We start from the raw sequence: 19,859 nt of genomic DNA, 5'->3' as shown, positions 1-19,859 counted from the left end.
CGCGCCCGAGAGGCCCGAGGCATTCCCTCCATATCCCCCATCCCCTACCAGACTCGCCACCCGCGAGCGACCGGGAGGCAGGAATCATGGGCGACAAGGCGCAATCACACACCGGGGCCGCCGGCAGGGCGGCGACGGCCGACCGGCCCGCCTCCGTACGGAATGTGGTGCTGGTCGGCCACAGCGGCTCCGGCAAGACGACCCTCGTCGAGGCCCTCGCGCTCACCGCGGGCGCGCTGAACCGGGCGGGCCGGGTCGAGGACGGCGGCACGGTCTCCGACTACGACGAGATCGAGCACCGCCAGCAGCGCTCCGTACAGCTCTCCCTCGTCCCGGTGGAATGGGGCGGGTACAAGATCAATCTGCTGGACACCCCCGGCTACGCCGATTTCGTCGGGGAACTCAGGGCCGGTCTGCGGGCAGCGGACGCGGCCCTTTTCGTTGTGTCGGCCGCCCAGGAGGCGGAGGCCGTGGCGGACACCACCCGCGCGGTGTGGGAGGAGTGCGCGGCCGTCGGCATGCCGCGCGCGATCGTCGTCACGCATCTCGACACGGCCCGCACCGGCTTCGACGAGATGGTCCGGCTCTGCGGCCGGATGTTCGGCGGCGACGACCCCGACGCCGTACTGCCGCTGTACCTCCCGGTGTACGGACCCGAGGGCCCCGACGGGCACGCGCAGGCCACCGGGCTCGGCTGCCCGCTCTCGCGGTGCGTCTTCGACTACTCGTCCGGGGAGCGGCGGGAGAGCCCGTCCGGTGCGGGGCTGGAGCCGCGGATCGAGGAGGCCAGGGCCCGGCTGATCGAGGGGATCATCGCCGAGAGCGAGGACGAGACCCTCATGGACCACTATCTCGGCGGCGGCGAGATCGATCTCAAGACACTGATCGGGGATCTGGAGAAGGCGGTGGCGCGCGGCATCTTCCATCCGGTGCTGGCCGCGGCCCCCGCGCCGTCCGGCTCCCGGCAGGGCCTCGGCACCGTCGAGCTGCTCGATCTGATCGCGGGCGGATTCCCGAGCCCGCTGGAGCGCCCGGCGCCCGAGGTGACCACCCCGGAGGGCGCCCCGCGCCGGGGTATCCACTGCGATCCCGAGGGTCCGCTGGTCGCCGAGGTGGTGAAGACCGCCTCGGACCCCTATGTCGGCAGGATCTCTCTTGTACGGGTCTTCTCGGGCACCCTGCGCCCGGACGAGCTGGTGCATGTCTCGGGTCACGGTCTCACCGACCGGGGGCACGAGGACCACGACGTCGAGGAGCGGGTGGGCGCGCTCTCGTCCCCGTTCGGCAAGCAGCAGCGCGTGCTGGGGCACTGTGTGGCCGGGGATCTGGCCTGTGTCGGGAAGCTCTCCAGCGCCGAGACCGGGGACACCCTCTCCGGCCAGGACGATCCGCTGCTGATGGAGCCCTGGACCATGCCCGACCCGCTGCTGCCGCTGGCCGTCCAGGCCCACAGCAAGGCGGACGAGGACAAGCTGTCCCAGGGGCTGGCCCGGCTGGTCGCCGAGGACCCGACGATGCGTCTGGAACAGAACCAGGACACCCATCAGGTGGTGCTCTGGTGTCTGGGCGAGGCCCATATGGATGTGGCGCTGGACCGGCTGCGCAGCAGGTACGGGGTCCAGGTAGACGCCGTACCGTTCAAGGTCGCGCTCCGGGAGACCTTCGCGCAGAGCGCGGCCGGGCGCGGTCGGCATGTGAAGCAGTCCGGCGGCCACGGCCAGTTCGCGATCTGCGAGATCGAGGTGGATCCCCTGCCGCCGGGCTCCGGTGTGGAGTTCGTGGACAAGGTGGTGGGCGGCGCGGTGCCGCGGCAGTTCATCCCGTCCGTGGAGAAGGGCGTACGGACCCAGGCCGCGCGGGGAGTCGCGGCGGGCCATCCGCTGGTCGACATCCGGGTCACGCTGCTCGACGGCAAGGCCCACTCGGTGGACTCGTCCGACGCCGCGTTCCAGACGGCGGGCGCGCTGGCGCTGCGCGAGGCGGCCGGTGACGCGGCGATCCATCTGCTCGAACCGGTCGCCGAGGTACGGGTGTTGATCCCCGACGAGTACGTGGGGCCGGTGATGAGCGACCTCTCGGGGCGGCGCGGCCGGGTCGTCGGCACCGAACAGGCCGGTCCTGGAAGGACGTTGGTGAAGGCCGAGGTGCCGGAACTGGAGATCGGACGGTACGCGGTGGAGCTGCGGTCGGTCACGCACGGCGCGGGCCGCTTCAGCCGCTCGTACGCCCGTCACGAGCCGATGCCGCCGGGGGTCGCGGACAGACTCCGTGAACAGGACGCGGGCATTGCCTAGTTGGGGCGGCGCCGGTCCGGCCTGGTTGGGGCGGCGCCGGTCCGATATACGCCGGTGGCTGAAGACAGACAGCCCCATGACGCGGAAGGCGCCGCCCGGTTACGCTGTGGTGCCCAGCTCAGCACGTGTGCGGGGCGCGCGGGCCGGGAACAGTGGCGGCAGCGGATCCTTGCGGCGAGGGGGCGGCAGTGGCGGACGGCGGATTCGACTTCAGCCCGGGGGCACAGATCCCGCTCCAGGGAGGCACCGGGCAGACGGCGGCGACGAACGCGCTGGCGTCGGTGTCGTACCGGGACAGCCCGATGGAGGACATCCTCAAGGCCGACAACGAGATTCACAAGTCCAAGGTGTCCAAGGGCAGGTTCTCGCTCTTCGAGCCCAATCTGGGCGAGGCGTTCGCGCGGGCCCTCCATATGCGTACGCTCGGCGGCGGCCGGGGCGCGCTCATCCAGTCCTTCGGCATGGAGCCGCAGACCGTGGTGCTGCACGCGCTGGCCGCGCAGCGGATCCGCAAGGACCGTGACATCAAACTCACCGCGGTGACGGCCCTGTTCGGGCTGGTCTTCCTGCCCGGGCTGCTCGTCTGGCTGGGCGTCTTCCAGGTCCGCCGTACCCTCGCGGGCTCGAAGGACCGGCGCTCGGGGCTGATCGGGACCGGCGTGCTGGTGGGTGTGGGCCTGCTGGCGGTGATCCTGCTGCTGCGGCTGCCGTTCGACGGCTTCCTCGGCTGGTACGTGCGCGGCGTGATCGTCGGCCCGGTCATCGGCTGGGTGCTGGCCCGGCGGATCTGCGAGACCACCGCGAAGGATCTGCGGGCCCGCTGGTCCGATCTGCTGGCCGGCGGCGGCCTGGGCGCCAAGGTCCCCGAGGCCGTCCCCGGGAACCCGGGCGACGCGACGCGCGAGGCGATCCGTACGGGCATAGAGAAGCTCACCGCCGAGCAGCACTCGAATGTCGCCTTCTACGCGGGCCCCAAGGGCATTCTCGGCATGGGCACCCGCTGGGGAAGCTGGCAGCTCGCCGAGGCCCTGGTGCCCAAGGACGCCTCCAAGGAGATCCACCAGTTCCGCAGCTATGACGTGATACGGGCGATCCACGACCAGCTCAAGCTGCTGGAGCGCGGCCCGATCAACTCCGGTGGTTTTCCGCCTCCTTCGGTCAAGCACTGGATCGTCTCGGCCGTCGGGGAGGGCGCCGGCTCGGTGTCCCGGCCCGATGGGCAGGATGTGGACGGGTATCAGTTCAAGAGCCACGCCATACAGCGGATCTGCAACGAGCAGCAGTTCGGCGCCGGAAACCGCCACTATCTCGGGGTGCAGTTCGTCCTCTGGGACGGCCAGTTGGTGATCACGATGATGATCACGGTGACCGTACTGCACGAGACCCTGCGGATCGAGGTCTCCGGCCATGCGCTGGGGCCGATCCACGGGCTGTTCACCTCGGGCCCCTCGGCCAAGACCGTGAGCCGGCCCAAGACCGTCCGGTTCTGGGAGACCACCTCGCGGACGCTGCCGCTGGTGGAGCCGAAGGAAGCGGTCCGGCTGGCGGTGCGGGCGCCCTTCACCTGGTATCCGCCGATCCTGGACTTCCTCGGCGGCAAGATCGCGCTGCCCGAGCCCTTCGGTCTGCGGCACCCCTGGGCCGAGCAGCCGTGGAAGCACCGCTTCATGGCCGATGACGCCATGCGCGCCGCCACTCCCGTCCTGCGGGTGGCGCACAAGGCGGCGCTGCGTGTGCTGGACGAGCACGGCGTGGACACCTCGGGCTTCAGCAGCCGGGCGGCCTCCCTCTTCGGCGCGGTGCAGGACCCGTCACCGAAGAAGGTCGACGCGTACGACGCGTAAGCCGCGCGCGGCCCGCGCGGAGGCTATGGCCTGCCGTCTGGATCAGGCTGTACGGGCCAGGCCTCCGCGAGCATCGCGCGCGTATCGGCGAGGAGCTGCGGAAGCACCTTCGTATGCCCGACGACCGGCATGAAGTTGGTGTCGCCGCCCCAGCGCGGCACCACATGCTGGTGGAGATGGGCGGCGATGCCCGCGCCCGCCGAGACCCCCTGGTTCATCCCGATGTTGAAGCCGTGCGCGCCCGAGGCGGTACGGAGCGCGGTCATCGCGTGCTTGGTGAAGAGAGCGAGTTCGGCGGTCTCCGCGTCGTCCAGATCCGTGTAGTCGGCGACATGGCGGTACGGAACGATCATCGAGTGGCCGCCGTTGTACGGATAGAGGTTGAGCACCGCGTACACCCGCTCGCCGCGCGCGACGATCAGCCCGTCCTCGTCGGACTTGGACGGGATGGAGCAGAAGGGACAGCCGTCCTCGGCGCCAGGACCGGTGGGCTTGTTCTCGCCCTGGATATAGGCCATCCGATGGGGCGTCCACAGGCGCTGGAACGCGTCCTGGGTCCCCACTCCGATCTGCTGCTCCGGCTCACTCGTCATGCTGTGCAGCATATGACTTCGGCCCGGCGAAGCGTGTCGTCGGGCTCCGACCCGGTGGCCTCCCGACATGCTGGGGCGATGCATGTCCGGAACGCGTCCGACCGCCTGCTCCGCTGGGAGCGGCGCACGGATCTGCCGCTGCTCATCGGCGCGCTGCTCTTCCTCGCGTGCTATGCGGTACACGTCCTGGTCCCGGGCATCGGCCCGTTCTGGCGCGGTGTGACGCTGGGCCTCACCCTGCTGATCTGGGCCCTCTTCCTGCTGGACTACGTGGTACGGCTGCTGCTCAGCGGCGAGGGCCCGCGCTTCGTAAGGACCCATTGGCTGGACACGGTCGTTCTCGTTCTGCCCCTGCTGCGCCCGCTGCGGATCGTCAACACCTATATGGCGGTGCGGCGCCGCCGCGCCCGCCCCCGGCTCAGTCTGTACGGGCGGGTGATGGCGTACGCCGGGCTGGCCGCGTGCCTGCTGGGCTTCGCCGCCGCGCTCGCCGTCTACGAGCAGGAGCGGGGAGCCCCCGGCACCACCGTGCGTACCTTCGGCGACGCCGTGTGGTGGGCCTGCTCGACGATCACAACGGTCGGCTACGGCGATGTGACCCCGGTGACCTCGCTGGGGCGGGTGTACGGGGTGTTTCTGATGGCGTGCGGTCTGGCGCTGCTGGGCGCGGTGACGGGCGCGTTCTCGTCGTGGCTGATCCAGGTCTTCGCGCGGGAGGACCGGGAGGACCGGGGGGACCGCGACGGCGGCGCGAACGGGGAGAGGCCCCCGGGAAGCTGATACCGCCTCCCGGGGGCCTCTCCGTAAAACCCGTGCACCCCGTGGTCACACCTGTACGCGGCGCTCCACCACATCCACCAGCTTGGCCAGCGCCTGGTCGCGCGGAATCCCGTTCTCCTGCGAGCCGTCGCGGTAGCGGAACGACACCGTACCCGCGTGCATGTCCTCGTCGCCGACGATGATCATGAACGGCACCTTCTGGCGCTGCTGGTTGCGGATCTTCTTCTGCATACGGTCCGAGGACGCGTCCACCTCGACCCTCAGCCCCTTCCGCTTCGCCTCCGCCGCGAACTCCTGGAGATACGGCACATGCGCGTCGCCCACCGGAATGCCCACCGCCTGCACCGGCGCCAGCCAGGCCGGGAACGCGCCCGCGTAGTGCTCCAGCAGCACTGCGAAGAACCGCTCGATGGAGCCGAACAGCGCGCGGTGGATCATGACCGGCTGCTGCTTGGAGCCGTCCGCCGCCGTGTACTCCAGGTTGAACCGCTTGGGCTGCTGGAAGTCGACCTGGATGGTCGACATCTGCCAGGAGCGGCCGATGGCGTCGCGCGCCTGCACCGAGATCTTCGGACCGTAGTAGGCGGCGCCGCCCGGGTCCGGGACCAGCGGCAGACCCTGCTTCTCCGCCGCCTGGCGCAGCGTCTCGGTGGCCTCCTCCCACTCCGCGTCCTCGCCGATGAACTTGTCGGACTCGGGGTCGCGGGTGGAGAGCTCCAGCTCGAAGTCGGTCAGGCCGTAGTCGCGCAGCAGGTCCAGGACGAAGGTGAGCAGCGAGTCCAGCTCGTCCGCCATCTGCTCCTTGGTGCAGTAGATGTGCGAGTCGTCCTGGGTGAAACCGCGGGCCCGGGTGAGGCCGTGCACCACACCGGACTTCTCGTACCGGTACACCGTGCCGAACTCGAAGAGCCGCAGGGGCAGTTCACGGTACGACCGGCCGCGCGCCCGGAAGATCAGGTTGTGCATGGGGCAGTTCATGGCCTTGAGCCGGTAGTTCTGCCCGTCGAACTCCAGGGGCGGGAACATCGCGTCGGCGTAGTTCGGCAGATGCCCCGAGGTCTCGAAGAGGCCCTCCTTCGAGATGTGCGGGGTGTTGACGAACTCGTAGTCCGCGTCCTCGTGGCGGCGCCGGGAGTACGTCTCCATCTCCCGGCGGACGATGCCCCCCTTGGGGTGGAAGACCGCGAGGCCGGAGCCCAGCTCCTCCGGGATGGAGAAGAGGTCCAGCTCGGCACCGAGCTTGCGGTGGTCCCGCTTCTCCGCCTCCGCGAGGAACTCCAGGTGTGCCTTCAGCTCGTCCCTGGACGGCCACGCGGTGCCGTAGATGCGCTGGAGCTGCTGGTTCTTCTCGCTGCCCCGCCAGTACGCCGACGCGTTCCGCATCAGCTTGAACGCCGGGATGTGCCGGGTGCTCGGCAGGTGGGGGCCGCGGCAGAGGTCCTTCCAGCACAGCTCGCCGGTCTTGGCGTCCAGGTTGTCGTAGATGGTCAGCTCGCCGCCGCCCACCTCGACATCCGCGCCGTCCTCGGCCGACGCGGCGCCCTTGATGCCGATCAGCTCCAGCTTGTACGGCTCGTCCGCCAGCTCCGCGCGCGCCTCCTCGTCGGTGACGACGCGCCGCGAGAAGCGCTGGCCGCGCTTCTGGATCTCCTGCATCTTCTTCTCGATGGCCTTGAGGTCATCGGGGTGGAAGGGGGCGGCCACATCGAAGTCGTAGTAGAAGCCGTCCCTGACCGGCGGGCCGATACCCAGCTTGGCCTCGGGGAACAGCTCCTGCACGGCCTGCGCCATGACATGCGCGGTGGAGTGGCGCAGGATGTTGAGCCCGTCCTCGGAGGAGATCTCGACGGGCTCGACGATCTCGCCGTCGGCGGGCTCGTACGCGAGGTCCTTCAGCTCCCCGCCGACGCGCGCGGCGATCACGGAGCGCTCGCCGGGGAAGAGCTCGGCCGCCGTAGTGCCCGTCGTCACCACGCGCTCTTCCCGCTCGGAATCGCGTTGGATGATCACACGGACGTCTGACACCGGTCTCTCCTGACTCTGGGGCGCGGCAGCGGACACTGCGCGTCTGAATCGTACCGAGCCGGGAGGGCCGCTCGCGAAGCGATTGACCGGGGCCGGCGGACCGGCCCCGCCCGGCGCCGTCAGTCTCCCCCGCCGCAGACCTCTTCGAAGTAGTCCAGATTCTCCTGGAGCGACTTCATCAGCCGGTCCCGCTCCGCCTCGTCGACCTGGACGGGCACCACCCCGCTGGCGTCGGTGAGCCTGCGGAACCCGCCGCGGCTCTCCAGCCGGCCGACCACCCGGATCGGCAGTCCGAGCAGATGCGCCTGGCCCGCGACGCGGTACGACTCCTCGTCGAGCGCGACCCGTACGTGCGGGATCTCGGCGCCCGCGAGGACCCGCAGCCGTACGGACCCGTCGCCGTTGGGACCGGCCCGGCGCATCCGGATCACGGCGCCGGTGATCCGTACCGGTACGGACGGCTCGTCGCGCAGATAGCGCTTGCCGGCCTCGCGCAGCGCGGGCAGGTCGCCGGGCGAGAACTCGACCGGCTCGGGGCGGGCGGCGCACCCCTCGGGCACGCCCGCGCCGGGGGCCCAGGCCAGCGCGACCCGGGCGCCCTCCGTACCGCGGACGAGGGCCACCAGTGCCTCGGTCAGCTCCCGGCTCACCCCCGCCTCCACCGCGGAGTCGAAGGCCTCCATACCGCCGGTGGCCCGCTGGTAGTCGGTGGCCTCGCGGGCCGCCGACAGCGCGTGATGGAGCCGTACGGCGACGGCCCGCCCGGTCGTCACCGGCAGGAAGGCGGTCAGCTCCCGACCGGCGGGGGCCGGTCCCACCAGCACCCCGTCCAGGGACTCCTGCGCCTGCCTGCGGTGGCGCGCCCCGTAGTACCCGGCCCTGCCGCGTACGGCGAGCGCCCCGGCGAGCAGTAACTGCCGGGCCGCCGCACGGAGCTGTTCCTGTACGGTCCACTCCGCCGCGCCCGACGGCCCCGGCGGCACATCGCGCCACCAGCGGATCTCGTCGCTCGGCACGGTGAGGCCGACCAGCACCTCGCGCGCGGACGGCGCCGCGCTGTGGGTGAGCGCGGTGAGGGCCTCGGCGAGCAGGTCCTCGCAGTCGGGGAAGGCCCGGCTCTCGGGCACGAGCAGGCTCGTGCCACGGGAGCCCGGCCCCGGTGGTGTCCAGCGGGCATAACGCCCGGGTGCCCCGCCGCGCCGCCGCCAGCCGTGCCGGGCGAGCAGCGCGCCGAGGACGGCGGGATCGGTCGTGGCGGGATCGGGTCCCGGCGCCGCTCCGCCGTTCCAGGAGTCCGCCCCGCCGCCGACGCCGCCCTCACCGAGAGGGTCGGCGCCGGACAGCGGCTCCGGCAGGTCGATCGGCGTGTGGGACGCATGGGAACGTACTGGCTCGTCGGACGGCCAGCGCATCACGGTCTCCCTCCCGACCCGACACGGGTCATGATCTCGCAGAGCGCCCGGTCGTCGAAGATCCGCGCGGTGGGCACCCGCACCGTGGTGCGGTAACGGCCGGTCACCGGATGGCCGGCCAGATTGGTCCAGTAGCAGCAGTGTCTGAGGTCGAGCCGGTCATGGCTGGCGCGCAGCCATTCGTCCTGGGTCCTGGGCACGAGCATCACGACCAGGATCTTGTGCACGGAGACCGGGGTACGGGCGAGTTTGACGAGGTGGGCGTTGTCGAGGGTGAAGGAGAAGGCGGGGCCCGCCGGGTGCGGCGGAATCTGGTAGGTGCATTTGAGCTGCACCTTGATGGTGACTTCGTCGTCCACGAGATGTCCTGGCGCGCTGTGACTCACGTGCCAGTCGATGCCGTTGTCGGGAAAGGGCTGGCTGAGTGAGCAGCCCGCGGCGGCGGCAACTGCGTGGAGGTAGCCCACCTGGAGAGTCTCCATGCAGGCGGTGGTGGCGAGCGCTCCTCGCAGCGGTGCCATCCGCTCGGGCAGCAGCCCACCCGGTTCGGGCTTGGCGAGCGCCATGGCTCAGGGTGCCTTCCGGGCCGTACCGGTCAGTTGGAGCGACGGGACGTCAACTCACGTACCCGACAACAGTGTTGTCACCGTGTGGAGGCCGTCGTAAACGGCGCGTACCGAACATGCTGTCCGGGTATCACCGGTTCGGGCAGTGGCCGGACGCCATCTGCCGCTCAGGCGCGAGGAGTTCGGGGATGACGCGTTGGTATGAAGGGCCGTTGGCAGGGTTCGACACCGAGACAACAGGGGTGGACGTCGAGCAGGACCGGATCGTTTCGGCCGCTCTCGTGGTCCAGGACATGGCAGGCGGCAGGCCGCGGGTGACCCGCTGGCTGATCGATCCGGGCGTGCCCGTGCCCGCGGCCGCCACCGAAGTGCACGGTCTGACGGACGACTATCTGCACCGCAACGGGCGCTGGCCGGCTCCGGCGGTGGAGGAGATGGCCAGGGCGCTGGCGGAGCAGTGCGGCGCGGGCCGGCCGCTGGTGGTGATGAACGCGCCGTTCGATCTGACCATCCTGGACCGCGAGTTGCGGCGGCACCGGGCCTCGTCGCTGGGGCGCTGTCTGGAGCATGTGCCGCTCTGTGTGCTGGACCCACGGGTCCTGGACAAGCATCTGGACCGCTACCGCAAGGGCCGCCGCACACTGACCGATCTGTGCGCGCACTACGGAGTGGAGCTGGACGGGGCACATGACGCGGCCGTCGACGCGGTGGCCGCGCTGGAGGTGGTACGGGCGGTGGGCCGGCGGTTCGCGACCCGGCTGGAGCGGCTGAGCGCCCCCGAGCTGCACACGCTCCAGGCGGTGTGGCACGCGGCGCAGGCGCGGGGTCTCCAGGCGTGGTTCTCGCGCAACGGCACGGAGGAGGCGGTGGATCCCGCCTGGCCGCTCCGCCCCGAACTGCCCGCCGCTGCGGCCTGATCAGCGGGAGTCGATGCCTGTCCGCAGGCCGTCCGTCTGATCGAACGACAAGGGCGGTGTGTGCTCGCGGAAGATGCGAGCAGACACCGCCCTTGATCCCGTGGGCGATACTGGGTTCGAACCAGTGACCTCTTCGGTGTGAACGAAGCGCTCTCCCACTGAGCTAATCGCCCGGGAACGCACTGAACCTTACAGGTCTCGGCCGGTGTCCTTCAAACCCGATGCGAACCGGCGAACCGGGCGTGAAGCGGACGCCCGGTACTCATCGCCGTATCTGAGTACGGGAGCCCATGGCAGGGCGTGTGGCGCGGACCACACTCGCCTCCATGGAGAATGTTCCGCCGCCCGCCCATGAGCTGGCGCTCATCGATCAGGAGCTGGCCCGACTCGACGCGCGCAGAGGCCAGTTGCTGGCGCGCAGGGCGGTTCTGCTGAGTCCCCCGGCCCGGCCGGCGGCGACCGTACGTCCGGTCGCGCCCGAGTCCTCCCCGCCGACCAGCGCGCAGAATGTGCTGCTCCTGCTGGGCGGGGTGCTGCTGGCGGTCGCCGCGATCGCCTTCACCCTGGTGAGCTGGGGCCATATGGGGATCGGCGGCCGTGCGGCGGTGCTGACCGGGGTGACCGCCCTGGCCCTCGCCGCCCCGGTGGCGCTGCTGCGCCGGGATCTGCGCTCGACGGCCGAGGCGGTGGCCGCGCTGGGTCTGGTGCTCACGGCCCTCGACGCGTACGCGCTGTACCGGGTGGCGTTCCCGGGCGCCGACGGCCTCGGTTACACGGCGGCGGCCACCGCTGTCCTGGCCGCGCTCTGGACCGGTTACGGAACGGCGCTCCCCGCCCTGCGCGGCCCACTTCCCGTCGCCGTGCTGACAGCTCAACTCCCGCTCCCGCTCTGGGCACTGGCCACCGGCGACACTCCGTCGGCGGTCGCCTGGGCCCTGCTGGTGACCGCCGCCCTGGACACGACGGCCGCGCTGTGGGCGGGGTCTCGTACGGTACGGGCCTTCGCGGGCCCCGCCGCGTGGGTGACCGCGAGCGGGGCGCTGCTGACGGGCGGGGCGCTGTCCGTCCTGGCGGAGACACCGGCCGAGGCACTGCGCCCGGCCGCGCTGCTGCTCGCGGCGGCGGCCCTGGGGCTCTTCGTGGCCCACCGGGCGGGTGGCACCGCGTTCGCCTGCGCGGTGGTGGCGGGCCTGGCGGGGGTCACGGCGGCCGGCGGTGTGATCCGTACGATCGTCCCGGAGGACTGGGCCGTTCCGGGCTATCTGCTCTGCGGGGTCACACTGCTCGCGGTGGTGCGGACCCGTCTTGCGCGGCCGGTGGTACGGGGGCTGACCTGGGCGGCCGCGGCAGTGCTGGGCACGTCGGTGCTGTGGGCGCTGCCGTCGGTGGGGGTGGCGCTGCTGGGCGGACTGGGCCGTGTCCCGGAGATCTGGACGGGCACACCGACAGTGCCATTGCCGTACCAGCCCGCCGCGCCGGTGGTCCTGCTGGTGGCGGCCGGGGCTCTCACGGCTTGGGGGTACCGCCCGCTGCCCGACGCCCGGGGCGAGGAGAACGGCCTGCGGACACCCGCGCTCTGCGGCGCCGTCGCACTGGGCTGGGCGGGTGTGCTGGTGCTGCCGCTGGTCCTGGCTCCGGCCTACCCGGTCGCGGTGGCGGTACCGCTGCTGCTGACGGCGGTCCTGCTCGTGGCGGCGGTCCACCCACGGATCCCCGCGGGCCCGCCGGTGGCGGTCACGGCGCTGTGCTGCGCCGGGCCGGGCTCGGTCGGTGGCGCGCTGCTCTCCCTCGCCACCCGGCCCGCGACGGTCACCGCGCTCGCCGTGCTGACGGCCCTGTTCGCCGCCGCCGCGGTGGCCGCCGTACGGACGGGAATCCGGCAGGCTGTGAGCGCGGCCCTCGCCTGTACGGCCGTCGGGTACGCGACCGCCCTGGTGGCCGCCTCGTCCGCGGCGGCCGGGCTGCCCGCCGAGCACACCGCCGTGATCCTGCTCGTGGTACCCGCGGCGGTGGCCCTGCTGAGCGCGCGGCCGGGCGTCCGCCCGGTGGCGTCGCCGGTCGAGATCGCCGCGGCCGGTGCCGCGCTCCTCGCGGTGGCGCTGGCCTCGGGGCGGGCGCCCGTACTGGCCCTGGTGCTCGCGCTGTGCGGGGTGATCGCGGCGGGTACGGCCATCCGCCCCGAGCGCAGAAAGGCGGCCGGATACACCGCGGCGGCGCTCTTCGTCCTGGCCACCTGGGTACGGCTGGCCGCCTCGGAGGTGTCGGTGCCCGAGGCGTACACCCTGCCCGTGACCGTCCCCGCGCTCGTCGTCGGCCTGCTGCGGAGCCGCCGCGACCCGGCGGCCTCGTCCTGGACGGCGTACGGCCCCGGGCTGGCGGCGACGCTGCTGCCGAGCCTGCTGGCCGCCTGGGGCGACACCCACTGGGCGCGCCCGCTGCTGCTGGGGCTCGCGGCCCTGGCCCTCACCCTCGCGGGCGCCCGGCTGAGCCTCCAGGCACCGCTGCTGCTGGGCGGTACGGTCCTCGCCCTGGTGGCCCTGCACGAGCTGGCGCCGTATGTCGTCCAGGTCGTGGACGCACTCCCCCGCTGGCTGCCTCCGGCCCTCGCGGGCCTGCTCCTGCTGGCCGTGGGGGCGACCTACGAACAACGCCTCAAGGACGCCAGGAGGCTCCGCGAGAGCCTGGGCAGGATGCGCTGAGCGGTCCGAAAACAACGAGGGCGGTGTGTGCTCGTGCTTTCCGCGAGCACACACCGCCCTCGATCCTGTGGGCGATACTGGTTTCGAACCAGTGACCTCTTCGGTGTGAACGAAGCGCTCTCCCGCTGAGCTAATCGCCCGGGCGCACCGCACACATTACCCGATGTCAGCGGCTTCCCACGACGCGTCCCAGCTCACTCCTCGATGTTCCAGGGCATGACGATCCCGAACTTCCAGAGGTAGATCGCGAGCAGCACGACGATGATCACCAGACCGACGGCGGTCAGGATCAGGTTCCGCCGCCGGACCTTCGGATCGAGCGCCTTGTGTGCCGCTTCCGTCACTTTCCGTTTGGTCCACCGCAGGACCAATTGGGCCCAGACGAATTCCGTCGCCCAGATCGCCATCCCGCCGAAGATCACCAGCCAGCCGGGTCCCGGCAGTACGAGCATGGACACGCCCGCCGCGACCACCGCGAGGCCGACCACGAAAACACCGACCTGCCAGCTCAGATGGAGCGGCCGTGACGCCTTGACGAATCGCGGCGCCCGCGAACCCAGCTCCAGCTCCGGCCCGTCCGCCGGGTCCGCCGCCCCTTCGGGGGTCTTGCCGGCCGCGTTCCGCACGGCCTCCGGTACGACGACGCGCCCCCGCTCGTCACTCTCCGCATGCATAAGGCCAACCTACCTGAACGCTCGACATCACCGGAATGGCCGTATGACCTGAAGTCACACACCGCTGTACGAGGTACCTGAAGCTGCACAAAAGAGACAGAGGGGTTTACAACGGCACTATAGGTGGCATGTCGAATTCGCCGACGTGCGAATCCCCGAGCGCACACTGAGCGAAAGGCCCTGGCGCTTATGAACACCACGGTCAGCTGCGAGCTGCACCTGCGCCTCGTTGTATCGAGCGAGTCCTCACTGCCTGTACCAGCGGGCCTGCGGTATGACACGGCCGATCCTTACGCCGTGCACGCCACCTTCCACACTGGAGCCGAAGAGACGGTCGAGTGGGTTTTCGCCCGAGACCTTCTCGCCGAGGGGCTGCATCGGCCCACCGGCACCGGCGACGTCCGGGTCTGGCCTTCCCGCAGCCATGGTCAGGGCGTCGTCTGTATCGCATTGAGCTCTCCAGAGGGCGAAGCGTTGCTGGAGGCCCCGGCGCGGGCCCTGGAGTCGTTCCTCAAAAGGACCGACGCCGCGGTGCCGCCGGGCACCGAGCATCGTCATTTCGATCTCGACACGGAGCTCTCACACATCCTGGCCGAGAGCTGAGCCAGGCAGAGGGCTGCTCGGCGCCGTCCGACTCGGGGAGACGGCGCCGTGCGGACAACCGCATACGGAGGACACCGACGCCGTCGCCGCGGCCCCACCGCGACGACGGCGTTGATGCGTTCCCGGAGGGGTTCCCGTAGCCGTCCCCCCGGCCGCTCCGGCGTGCGCCCGGCTCCCGGTGCCCGCCACGCCCGCACCGGTCAGCCGCTAAAGTCAGCGGGATCCGGCGGGCACCGGCCCGCATGAGGCCAGGGAGCGGATCGTGCTGATTCCCCACGACACCCGGATCGCCCTCGACACCGTGGTCGATCTGGTGAACACCGCGCCGGAGGACGGTACGGGCGGTGGTCGGGGCGGCACTCCCGACGGGCTGGCGGACATAGAGGCGCTGTACGCCTTCGTACGGAGCCAGGGGCTCAGCGGGGTCGGTGACCTCGGCCGCCGCGATCTGCGGGCCGTACAGGAGGTACGGGCGCGGTTCGCGGAGGTGTTCGCGGCGCCGGACGCGCGCACCGCGGCCGAGCTGATCAACCGGCTGGTCGCCGCCGCCGGGACGACGCCGCAGCTCACCGACCACGACGGCTACGACTGGCATGTGCACTACTTCGCGCCGGGTGCCTCGGTCGCCGATCATCTCGCCGCCGACTGCGGCATGGCCCTGGCGTTCATGGTCGTGGCCGGTGAGCAGGAACGGCTGCGCCGGTGCGAGGCCCCGGACTGCGGGCACGCGTTCGTCGACCTGTCGCGCAACCGCTCGCGCCGTTACTGCGACAGCCGGACCTGCGGCAACAGGCTGCATGTGGCCGCGTACCGGGCTCGCCGCAAGGAAGCGGCCGGCTGAGCCTCGCAGCGGGAACAGGCCTCACAGCAGGAACAGATCGTGCACCGCTGCCATCAGCAGCAGCGAGCCGATCACCGCCAGAAAGATCATCAACGGCGGCTGGGAGAGCGCGAAAAGGCAACCGCGCTGCTCATCGGTGGGAACGGGGGTTTCATCCCGGGAGGTATCGAGCATCTCGGGGCGATCATGACGTACCGCGGACCCCGCCAATGACCAACACGCGTTTTCGGCGCGGGAGTTCATCATATTCCGTGGACAAAGGTCCGGAACCGCCGCGCGAACGGCGCCCACCTGCGATGCTCCCCCGACCACCCCGACCGGGCCGGCAGACTCCGCTCCGGGTGACCGTACCGCCCGACGCGGAGTCCGCTGGTCGGATGCCGTGCTGCTTTCAGATGCCGTGCTTCTTGAGGATGGCCTCGATGTCGCTGAAGTCGTCGGCGGGCTCCACGGCGGTCCCCTTGGCCCCCGGCCGCGCGACCGGCTTGGCACCGGGGCCGAGCGAGGGCACCGAGGCCGCGGGCTCCACCGCACCCTGGCGGGCCGCCCTGGCGGCTTCCTTGCGCTCCTTGCGCGTACGGCCGCCGCGCCGCTCGATCAGGCGGGTCGTCATGAAGAGCACCCAGGCCAACGCGAGCACTCCGAAGCCCAGCCAGGCCACCGGGCTGAAGGCGGTGTTGGCGGCCCACTTCACCAGGCCGGTCATCACCAGGGCCACCGGGACCAGTGCGTACGCCAGGATCCGGGCGGCGGCGAGAAAACGCCTGCGGTAGGCCGTGACCGCGGCGATGCCCACGCCCGCCGCTGACACCGCAGCGCAAATGGTCTCGGCAATCATCGGGTCCTCCCGGCGGAGCGCGCTTCATCGGCCGAACACTGTTCCGCTCTCCATCCTGCACCTGAGGACCGCGTCGGGGCCACGGTGAGCCCGCGGATCTCGGGGACATCTCGGGGACGCCCTCCTCCCCCGGTCCCGGTCGCACGCCGGGGTCCCTCGTACTGGGAGACTGGTCCCATGAGCGACTTCACCACCGCCGGACCCGTCGTCCTCGACGTCTGGTTCGACCTCCAGTGTCCGGACTGCCACACCGCCCTGGACGATCTGCGGGCGCTGCGCGCCCGGTACGGCGACCGGCTGGAGATCCGGCTGCGGCACTTCCCGCTGGAGCGCCACAAGCACGCGTACGCCGCCGCACAGGCCGCCGAGGAGGCCGCGGAGCAGGGCAAGGGCTGGGCGTACGCGGAGGCCCTGCTGGACAGGACCGCCGAGCTGGCGGCCGGGGGCGAGCCGGTTCTGCTGGAGCTGGCGCGCGAGCTGGGGCTGGACGCCGAGGAGTTCGACACCGCCCTGATCGACGGCCGGCATCTGCTGGCCGTCGACGCCGACCAGGCCGAGGGCAAGGCGCTCCGGGTGACCGGCACCCCGACGTACATCATCGGCGGCGAGCGGCTGGACGGCGGCAAGGGGCAGGAGGGGCTGCGCGAGCGCATCGAGCAGGCCGCCGACCGGCTGCTGGCGGCCCGCGCCCAGCCGAGCCGCTAGAGAAGCTGTTTGTTTGAACGCTAGAGGAGCTGTTTGAAGAAGTTGACGGCGGTCGTCTCGTAGCGGAGCGATTCGTACAGCCGGATCGCCGGGGTGTTGCCCGCGAAGACATGCAGTCCGAGCAGGTCCGAACCGGACTCCAGGGCGATCCCCTCGGCGAGCAGCATCAGCGCCCGGCCGTATCCCTTGCCGCGCTGGTCCTCGGTCACGGCCACGTCGTACACGTACGATCCGGGCCGGCCGGGGCGTACCTCCCGGGACGCGACCCAGACATGGCCGACCACCGCGTCCTCGTGGAGCAGGACGTGCAGCGAGGTACCGGGGGTGGCGAGTCCGGCGTGCAGCAGCTTCTGGTGGCTGGCCTCGGCCAGGGCTCGGGCCCGGTCGGGCGGGGTGCCGCGTTCGGCCCAGCTCCGCGCGTACCCGTCGACGGCCCGCGCGTACCAGCGGCCGTACTCCGTCTCGTTCATGGGGCGGCCCTCGACGCCCGGCGGGAGTGCGGGCGGGTCCGGCGGGAGTTCCTTGTCCATGTTGCGGCTGCGTTCGACGTAGCCGAGGGACTCCAGCATGCGCAGCGCGGGTACGGCGGAGGGCGGTACGGATGCCAGTACCTGGCCGCAGCCCCAGCCGCGCAGTACCTCTTCCGCGGCGAGCACGGCGACGGTGGCCCGGCCGCGGCGCCGGTCGGGCTCGTCGATCCGGAGCGCGCGGAGGGTCCCGGCGGTGTTGCCGAAGCCGGGGTCCGTGGAGAGTTCTATGGAGCCGACGGGACGGCTGTTCACGCAGACCTCGTAGGAGCGCGCTTTCCCGCCGTCGTCGGTCTGCCGGAGCGGCCCGGTCGGCCGCAGGGTGGTGGTCATCAGGGGAGTTGTACCCGTCGTACGAGGCGGAGTCATCCGGTTATGGGGTCCTGGCGGGTCGCGGGGGCCGGGCCCGGGCGCCCTCACGGGTCCAGGTCGGCTCCGGAGCGCTCGTCGAAGAGACGCATCGCCTTGCTGGTCACCGGCCCCGGCGCGGCCGGGAGTTGACGGCCGTCGACGCGGTGGACGGCCTGCACGTCGCGCAGGGTCGAGGTCAGGAAGATCTCGTCCGCGCGCTCCAGCACGTCCAGCGGCAGATCGGTCTCACGGGCCCCGGCCCACTCGGCGGTCAGGAGCCGGGTGATACCGGCGAGGCAGCCGGAGGAGAGGGGCGGGGTGTGCAGCTCGCCGTCGAGGACGACGAAGACATTGGAGCCCGTGCCCTCGCAGAGCGCGCCGACGGTATTGGCGAACAGCGCCTCGGACGCGCCCTGTTCGTGCGCGCGGGCGAGCGCGACGACGTTCTCGGCGTACGAGGTGGTCTTCAGCCCGGTCAGCGCGCCGCGCTCGTTCCGGGTCCAGGGGACGGTGATGACGGCGGTGGTGTCCGCGCGGCGCGTCGCCGCCGTGGCCGCGACGACCAGGGTGGCGCCCTCGTCGCCCCGGTCGGAGCCGAGCGGGGAGAGTCCGCCGGTGTAGGTGATCCTGAGCCGCGCGAGCGGCATGGGGTTGGCGTCGAGGACGGCCGTACAGGCGTGGCGTACCTCGTCCAGATCTGGCTCCGGCAGGCCGAGGCCGCGGGCCGAGCGGGCCAGCCGGGCGAGATGGCGGGTGAGGGCGAAGGGCTTGCCCTGGACGGCCTTGACCGTCTCGAAGATGCCGTCGCCCACGGTCAGCCCGTGATCGAACACGGACACCCGGGCGGCCTCCGCCGTGAGCAGTCCGCCGTTGACCCAGATCTTCATGACGCCGTCCTTCCGCTCGCCTCGTACGCGCCCGACGCTATCGCGAGCAGCCGGGACGCCTTCAGTTCGGTCTCCTCCCACTCCCCCTCGGGGTCGGACCCCCAGGTGATCCCGGCGCCGGCGCCGAAGCGCAGGACGGGCCCCGGCACGGCGGTGCGGTCGATCCAGAACGTACGGATGCCGACGGCCAGCGCGGCGGTGCCGCGGTCGGCGTCGACCCAGCCGATGCCCCCGCAGTAGGGGCCGCGCGGCGCCGTCTCCAGCTCATCGATGATCTTCAGGGCGCTGGACTTGGGGGCGCCGCTGACCGAGCCGGGCGGGAAGGTGGCGGAGAGCAGCTCCGGCCAGCCCGCCCCCTCGGCGAGTTCGCCCCGTACGGTCGAGACGAGATGCACCAGCCCGGGGTGCGACTCCAGCGCACACAGGGCAGGAACGGTGACGGAGCCGGTGGCGCAGACCCGGCCGAGATCGTTGCGGACCAGGTCCACGATCATCACGTTCTCGGCGTAGTCCTTCTCCAGCAGCTCCGCCGCGGTACGGGCGGTGCCCTTGATCGGCCCGGACTCGACGGTGCTGCCGGTACGGCGCAGATACAGCTCGGGCGAGGCGGTGGCGATCTCCACGCCATGGGCGGGCAGCCGGATGGTCCCGGCGTACGGGGCCGGATTGTCCCGCGCGAGCAGCGCGGTCAGCGCGTCGACGTCGGACGCGGCCGGGTCGGGCAGCGGCGCGGAGAGTACGCGGCAGAGGTTGACCTGGTAGACGTCACCGGCCGCGATGTGCTCGCGGATACGGCGTACGCCCGCCGTGTACGCGGTGCGGCCGAGCGACGACGTCCAGTCACCGGCGGCCGGGCCGTGCCACTGTCCCGGTACGGGGATGGGCACCGGTTCCGCCCGTACGTCCCCGAAGCGGGCACAGGTGATACGGCCCTCGAAGTCCACGGCGACAGCCCAGAAGCCGGCGGAGCCGAGTGCCTCCGGATCATGGGTGACATCCCGCAGATCCGTGGCGAGAAGGGCGCCGAAACGGGCCAGAGGAGCGAGGTCGTGCACGGTTGCGAGTCTAGTTCCCCTCCCCGCGACGTCCGCTTGCCCTCCCCGCGACGTCCGCTTCCCCTCCCGGGCGAAGCCCGCCCCGTCGCGCAAACCTCGCCGGTCGCGGCACTGCTGCCGCGCCGGTCACGGCACTGGAACAGGCTCTGTTGGGGCGCTCCGGTCTGAACGCACGGCGAACGCACCCCAGCACGCTGCGGAAACGGGTTTTTGTGCTGGCTCCGGAATCCGCTAGAGTTCAGCATGTC

Annotated in this window: 18 protein-coding genes and 2 tRNA genes; 8 read left to right on the top strand and 12 right to left on the bottom strand. The window is 71.5% G+C overall.

Annotated features, from left to right (window positions below; genetic code table 11):
• The first annotated feature begins 86 nt into the window (after nt 1-86).
• Complete coding sequence (locus KQY30_RS29980; protein ID WP_217309629.1) at nt 87-2,294, top strand: elongation factor G-like protein EF-G2; 2,208 nt, start codon at nt 87-89, stop codon at nt 2,292-2,294.
• 188 nt (nt 2,295-2,482) lie between these two features.
• A complete protein-coding gene (locus KQY30_RS29975) occupies nt 2,483-4,138 on the top strand; it encodes a hypothetical protein (RefSeq protein ID WP_217309627.1) in 1,656 nt (551 codons plus the stop codon).
• Nucleotides 4,139-4,161: 23 nt separating this feature from the next.
• Here the strand turns inward: KQY30_RS29975 and KQY30_RS29970 are convergent, their stop codons facing one another.
• Nucleotides 4,162-4,743, bottom strand: a complete 582-nt coding sequence (locus tag KQY30_RS29970; RefSeq protein WP_217309625.1) for an HIT domain-containing protein — start codon at nt 4,741-4,743, stop codon at nt 4,162-4,164.
• 66 nt (nt 4,744-4,809) lie between these two features.
• Between KQY30_RS29970 and KQY30_RS29965 the strand changes: the two genes are divergently transcribed.
• The gene (locus KQY30_RS29965; RefSeq protein ID WP_254407376.1) at nt 4,810-5,511 is read left to right on the top strand and encodes a potassium channel family protein; all 702 of its coding nucleotides are present in this window, start codon (nt 4,810-4,812) and stop codon (nt 5,509-5,511) included.
• A gap of 45 nt (nt 5,512-5,556) precedes the next feature.
• Here KQY30_RS29965 and thrS read toward each other — a convergent pair whose 3' ends face one another.
• The 3 genes from thrS to KQY30_RS29950 form a co-directional block, all read right to left on the bottom strand.
• A complete protein-coding gene (gene thrS / locus KQY30_RS29960; RefSeq protein ID WP_217309623.1) occupies nt 5,557-7,536 on the bottom strand; it encodes a threonine--tRNA ligase in 1,980 nt (659 codons plus the stop codon).
• Nucleotides 7,537-7,655: 119 nt separating this feature from the next.
• On the bottom strand, nt 7,656-8,948 hold the full coding sequence (locus tag KQY30_RS29955; protein WP_254407375.1) for a hypothetical protein: 1,293 nt from the start codon (nt 8,946-8,948) through the stop codon (nt 7,656-7,658).
• The gene (locus tag KQY30_RS29950; RefSeq protein WP_046505650.1) at nt 8,948-9,514 is read right to left on the bottom strand and encodes a DUF4365 domain-containing protein; all 567 of its coding nucleotides are present in this window, start codon (nt 9,512-9,514) and stop codon (nt 8,948-8,950) included. The genes KQY30_RS29955 and KQY30_RS29950 overlap by 1 nt, the downstream gene beginning before the upstream one ends.
• A gap of 188 nt (nt 9,515-9,702) precedes the next feature.
• On the opposite strand from KQY30_RS29950, the gene KQY30_RS29945 reads away from it, so the two are divergent.
• The gene (locus KQY30_RS29945) at nt 9,703-10,431 is read left to right on the top strand and encodes a 3'-5' exonuclease (RefSeq protein WP_046505647.1); all 729 of its coding nucleotides are present in this window, start codon (nt 9,703-9,705) and stop codon (nt 10,429-10,431) included.
• A gap of 101 nt (nt 10,432-10,532) precedes the next feature.
• Here the strand turns inward: KQY30_RS29945 and KQY30_RS29940 are convergent.
• Nucleotides 10,533-10,604: transfer RNA gene (locus KQY30_RS29940), tRNA-Val, on the bottom strand.
• A 153-nt stretch (nt 10,605-10,757) separates the two neighbouring features.
• Between KQY30_RS29940 and KQY30_RS29935 the strand changes: the two genes are divergently transcribed.
• Nucleotides 10,758-13,130: an SCO7613 C-terminal domain-containing membrane protein gene (locus KQY30_RS29935; protein ID WP_217309621.1), complete on the top strand. Its 2,373-nt coding sequence runs from the start codon at nt 10,758-10,760 to the stop codon at nt 13,128-13,130.
• Nucleotides 13,131-13,198: 68 nt separating this feature from the next.
• Here KQY30_RS29935 and KQY30_RS29930 read toward each other — a convergent pair.
• Nucleotides 13,199-13,270: transfer RNA gene (locus KQY30_RS29930), tRNA-Val, on the bottom strand.
• A 54-nt stretch (nt 13,271-13,324) separates the two neighbouring features.
• Nucleotides 13,325-13,804, bottom strand: a complete 480-nt coding sequence (locus tag KQY30_RS29925) for a TIGR02611 family protein (RefSeq protein WP_217309620.1) — start codon at nt 13,802-13,804, stop codon at nt 13,325-13,327.
• A 189-nt stretch (nt 13,805-13,993) separates the two neighbouring features.
• On the opposite strand from KQY30_RS29925, the gene KQY30_RS29920 reads away from it, so the two are divergent.
• Both KQY30_RS29920 and KQY30_RS29915 read left to right on the top strand, forming a co-directional pair.
• Complete coding sequence (locus tag KQY30_RS29920; protein WP_003959770.1) at nt 13,994-14,407, top strand: SsgA family sporulation/cell division regulator; 414 nt, start codon at nt 13,994-13,996, stop codon at nt 14,405-14,407.
• 262 nt (nt 14,408-14,669) lie between these two features.
• Nucleotides 14,670-15,248, top strand: coding sequence for a CGNR zinc finger domain-containing protein (locus tag KQY30_RS29915; protein WP_217309619.1), 579 nt, complete (start codon nt 14,670-14,672; stop codon nt 15,246-15,248).
• 21 nt (nt 15,249-15,269) lie between these two features.
• Here KQY30_RS29915 and KQY30_RS29910 read toward each other — a convergent pair whose 3' ends face one another.
• Together KQY30_RS29910 and KQY30_RS29905 are read right to left on the bottom strand one after the other, a co-directional pair.
• Nucleotides 15,270-15,422: a hypothetical protein gene (locus tag KQY30_RS29910; protein ID WP_198533903.1), complete on the bottom strand. Its 153-nt coding sequence runs from the start codon at nt 15,420-15,422 to the stop codon at nt 15,270-15,272.
• A gap of 217 nt (nt 15,423-15,639) precedes the next feature.
• A complete protein-coding gene (locus tag KQY30_RS29905; RefSeq protein ID WP_217309618.1) occupies nt 15,640-16,086 on the bottom strand; it encodes an MFS transporter in 447 nt (148 codons plus the stop codon).
• A gap of 177 nt (nt 16,087-16,263) precedes the next feature.
• Between KQY30_RS29905 and KQY30_RS29900 the strand changes: the two genes are divergently transcribed.
• Entirely contained in the window at nt 16,264-16,791 is a 528-nt protein-coding gene (locus KQY30_RS29900) for a DsbA family protein (protein WP_217309617.1), read from the top strand.
• A 20-nt stretch (nt 16,792-16,811) separates the two neighbouring features.
• Here the strand turns inward: KQY30_RS29900 and KQY30_RS29895 are convergent, their stop codons facing one another.
• The 3 genes from KQY30_RS29895 to KQY30_RS29885 all read right to left on the bottom strand — a co-directional run bounded on the left by KQY30_RS29895 (nt 16,812) and on the right by KQY30_RS29885 (nt 19,611).
• Nucleotides 16,812-17,651 (bottom strand): GNAT family N-acetyltransferase, encoded by an 840-nt coding sequence (locus tag KQY30_RS29895; protein ID WP_217309616.1) that lies wholly within the window; start codon nt 17,649-17,651, stop codon nt 16,812-16,814.
• Nucleotides 17,652-17,734: 83 nt separating this feature from the next.
• On the bottom strand, nt 17,735-18,556 hold the full coding sequence (locus KQY30_RS29890) for an aminotransferase class IV (RefSeq protein ID WP_217309615.1): 822 nt from the start codon (nt 18,554-18,556) through the stop codon (nt 17,735-17,737).
• Nucleotides 18,553-19,611 carry a chorismate-binding protein gene (locus tag KQY30_RS29885; RefSeq protein ID WP_217309614.1) on the bottom strand — a complete coding sequence of 353 codons (1,059 nt, stop codon included), beginning with the start codon at nt 19,609-19,611 and terminating at the stop codon, nt 18,553-18,555. The genes KQY30_RS29890 and KQY30_RS29885 overlap by 4 nt, the downstream gene beginning before the upstream one ends.
• Between the last annotated feature and the right edge of the window lie 248 nt (nt 19,612-19,859).

The organism is Streptomyces sp. GMY02 (assembly GCF_019056675.1).
Lineage (GTDB): Bacteria > Actinomycetota > Actinomycetes > Streptomycetales > Streptomycetaceae > Streptomyces > Streptomyces odonnellii.
This window is presented reverse-complemented; position numbering and strand designations above follow the sequence as displayed.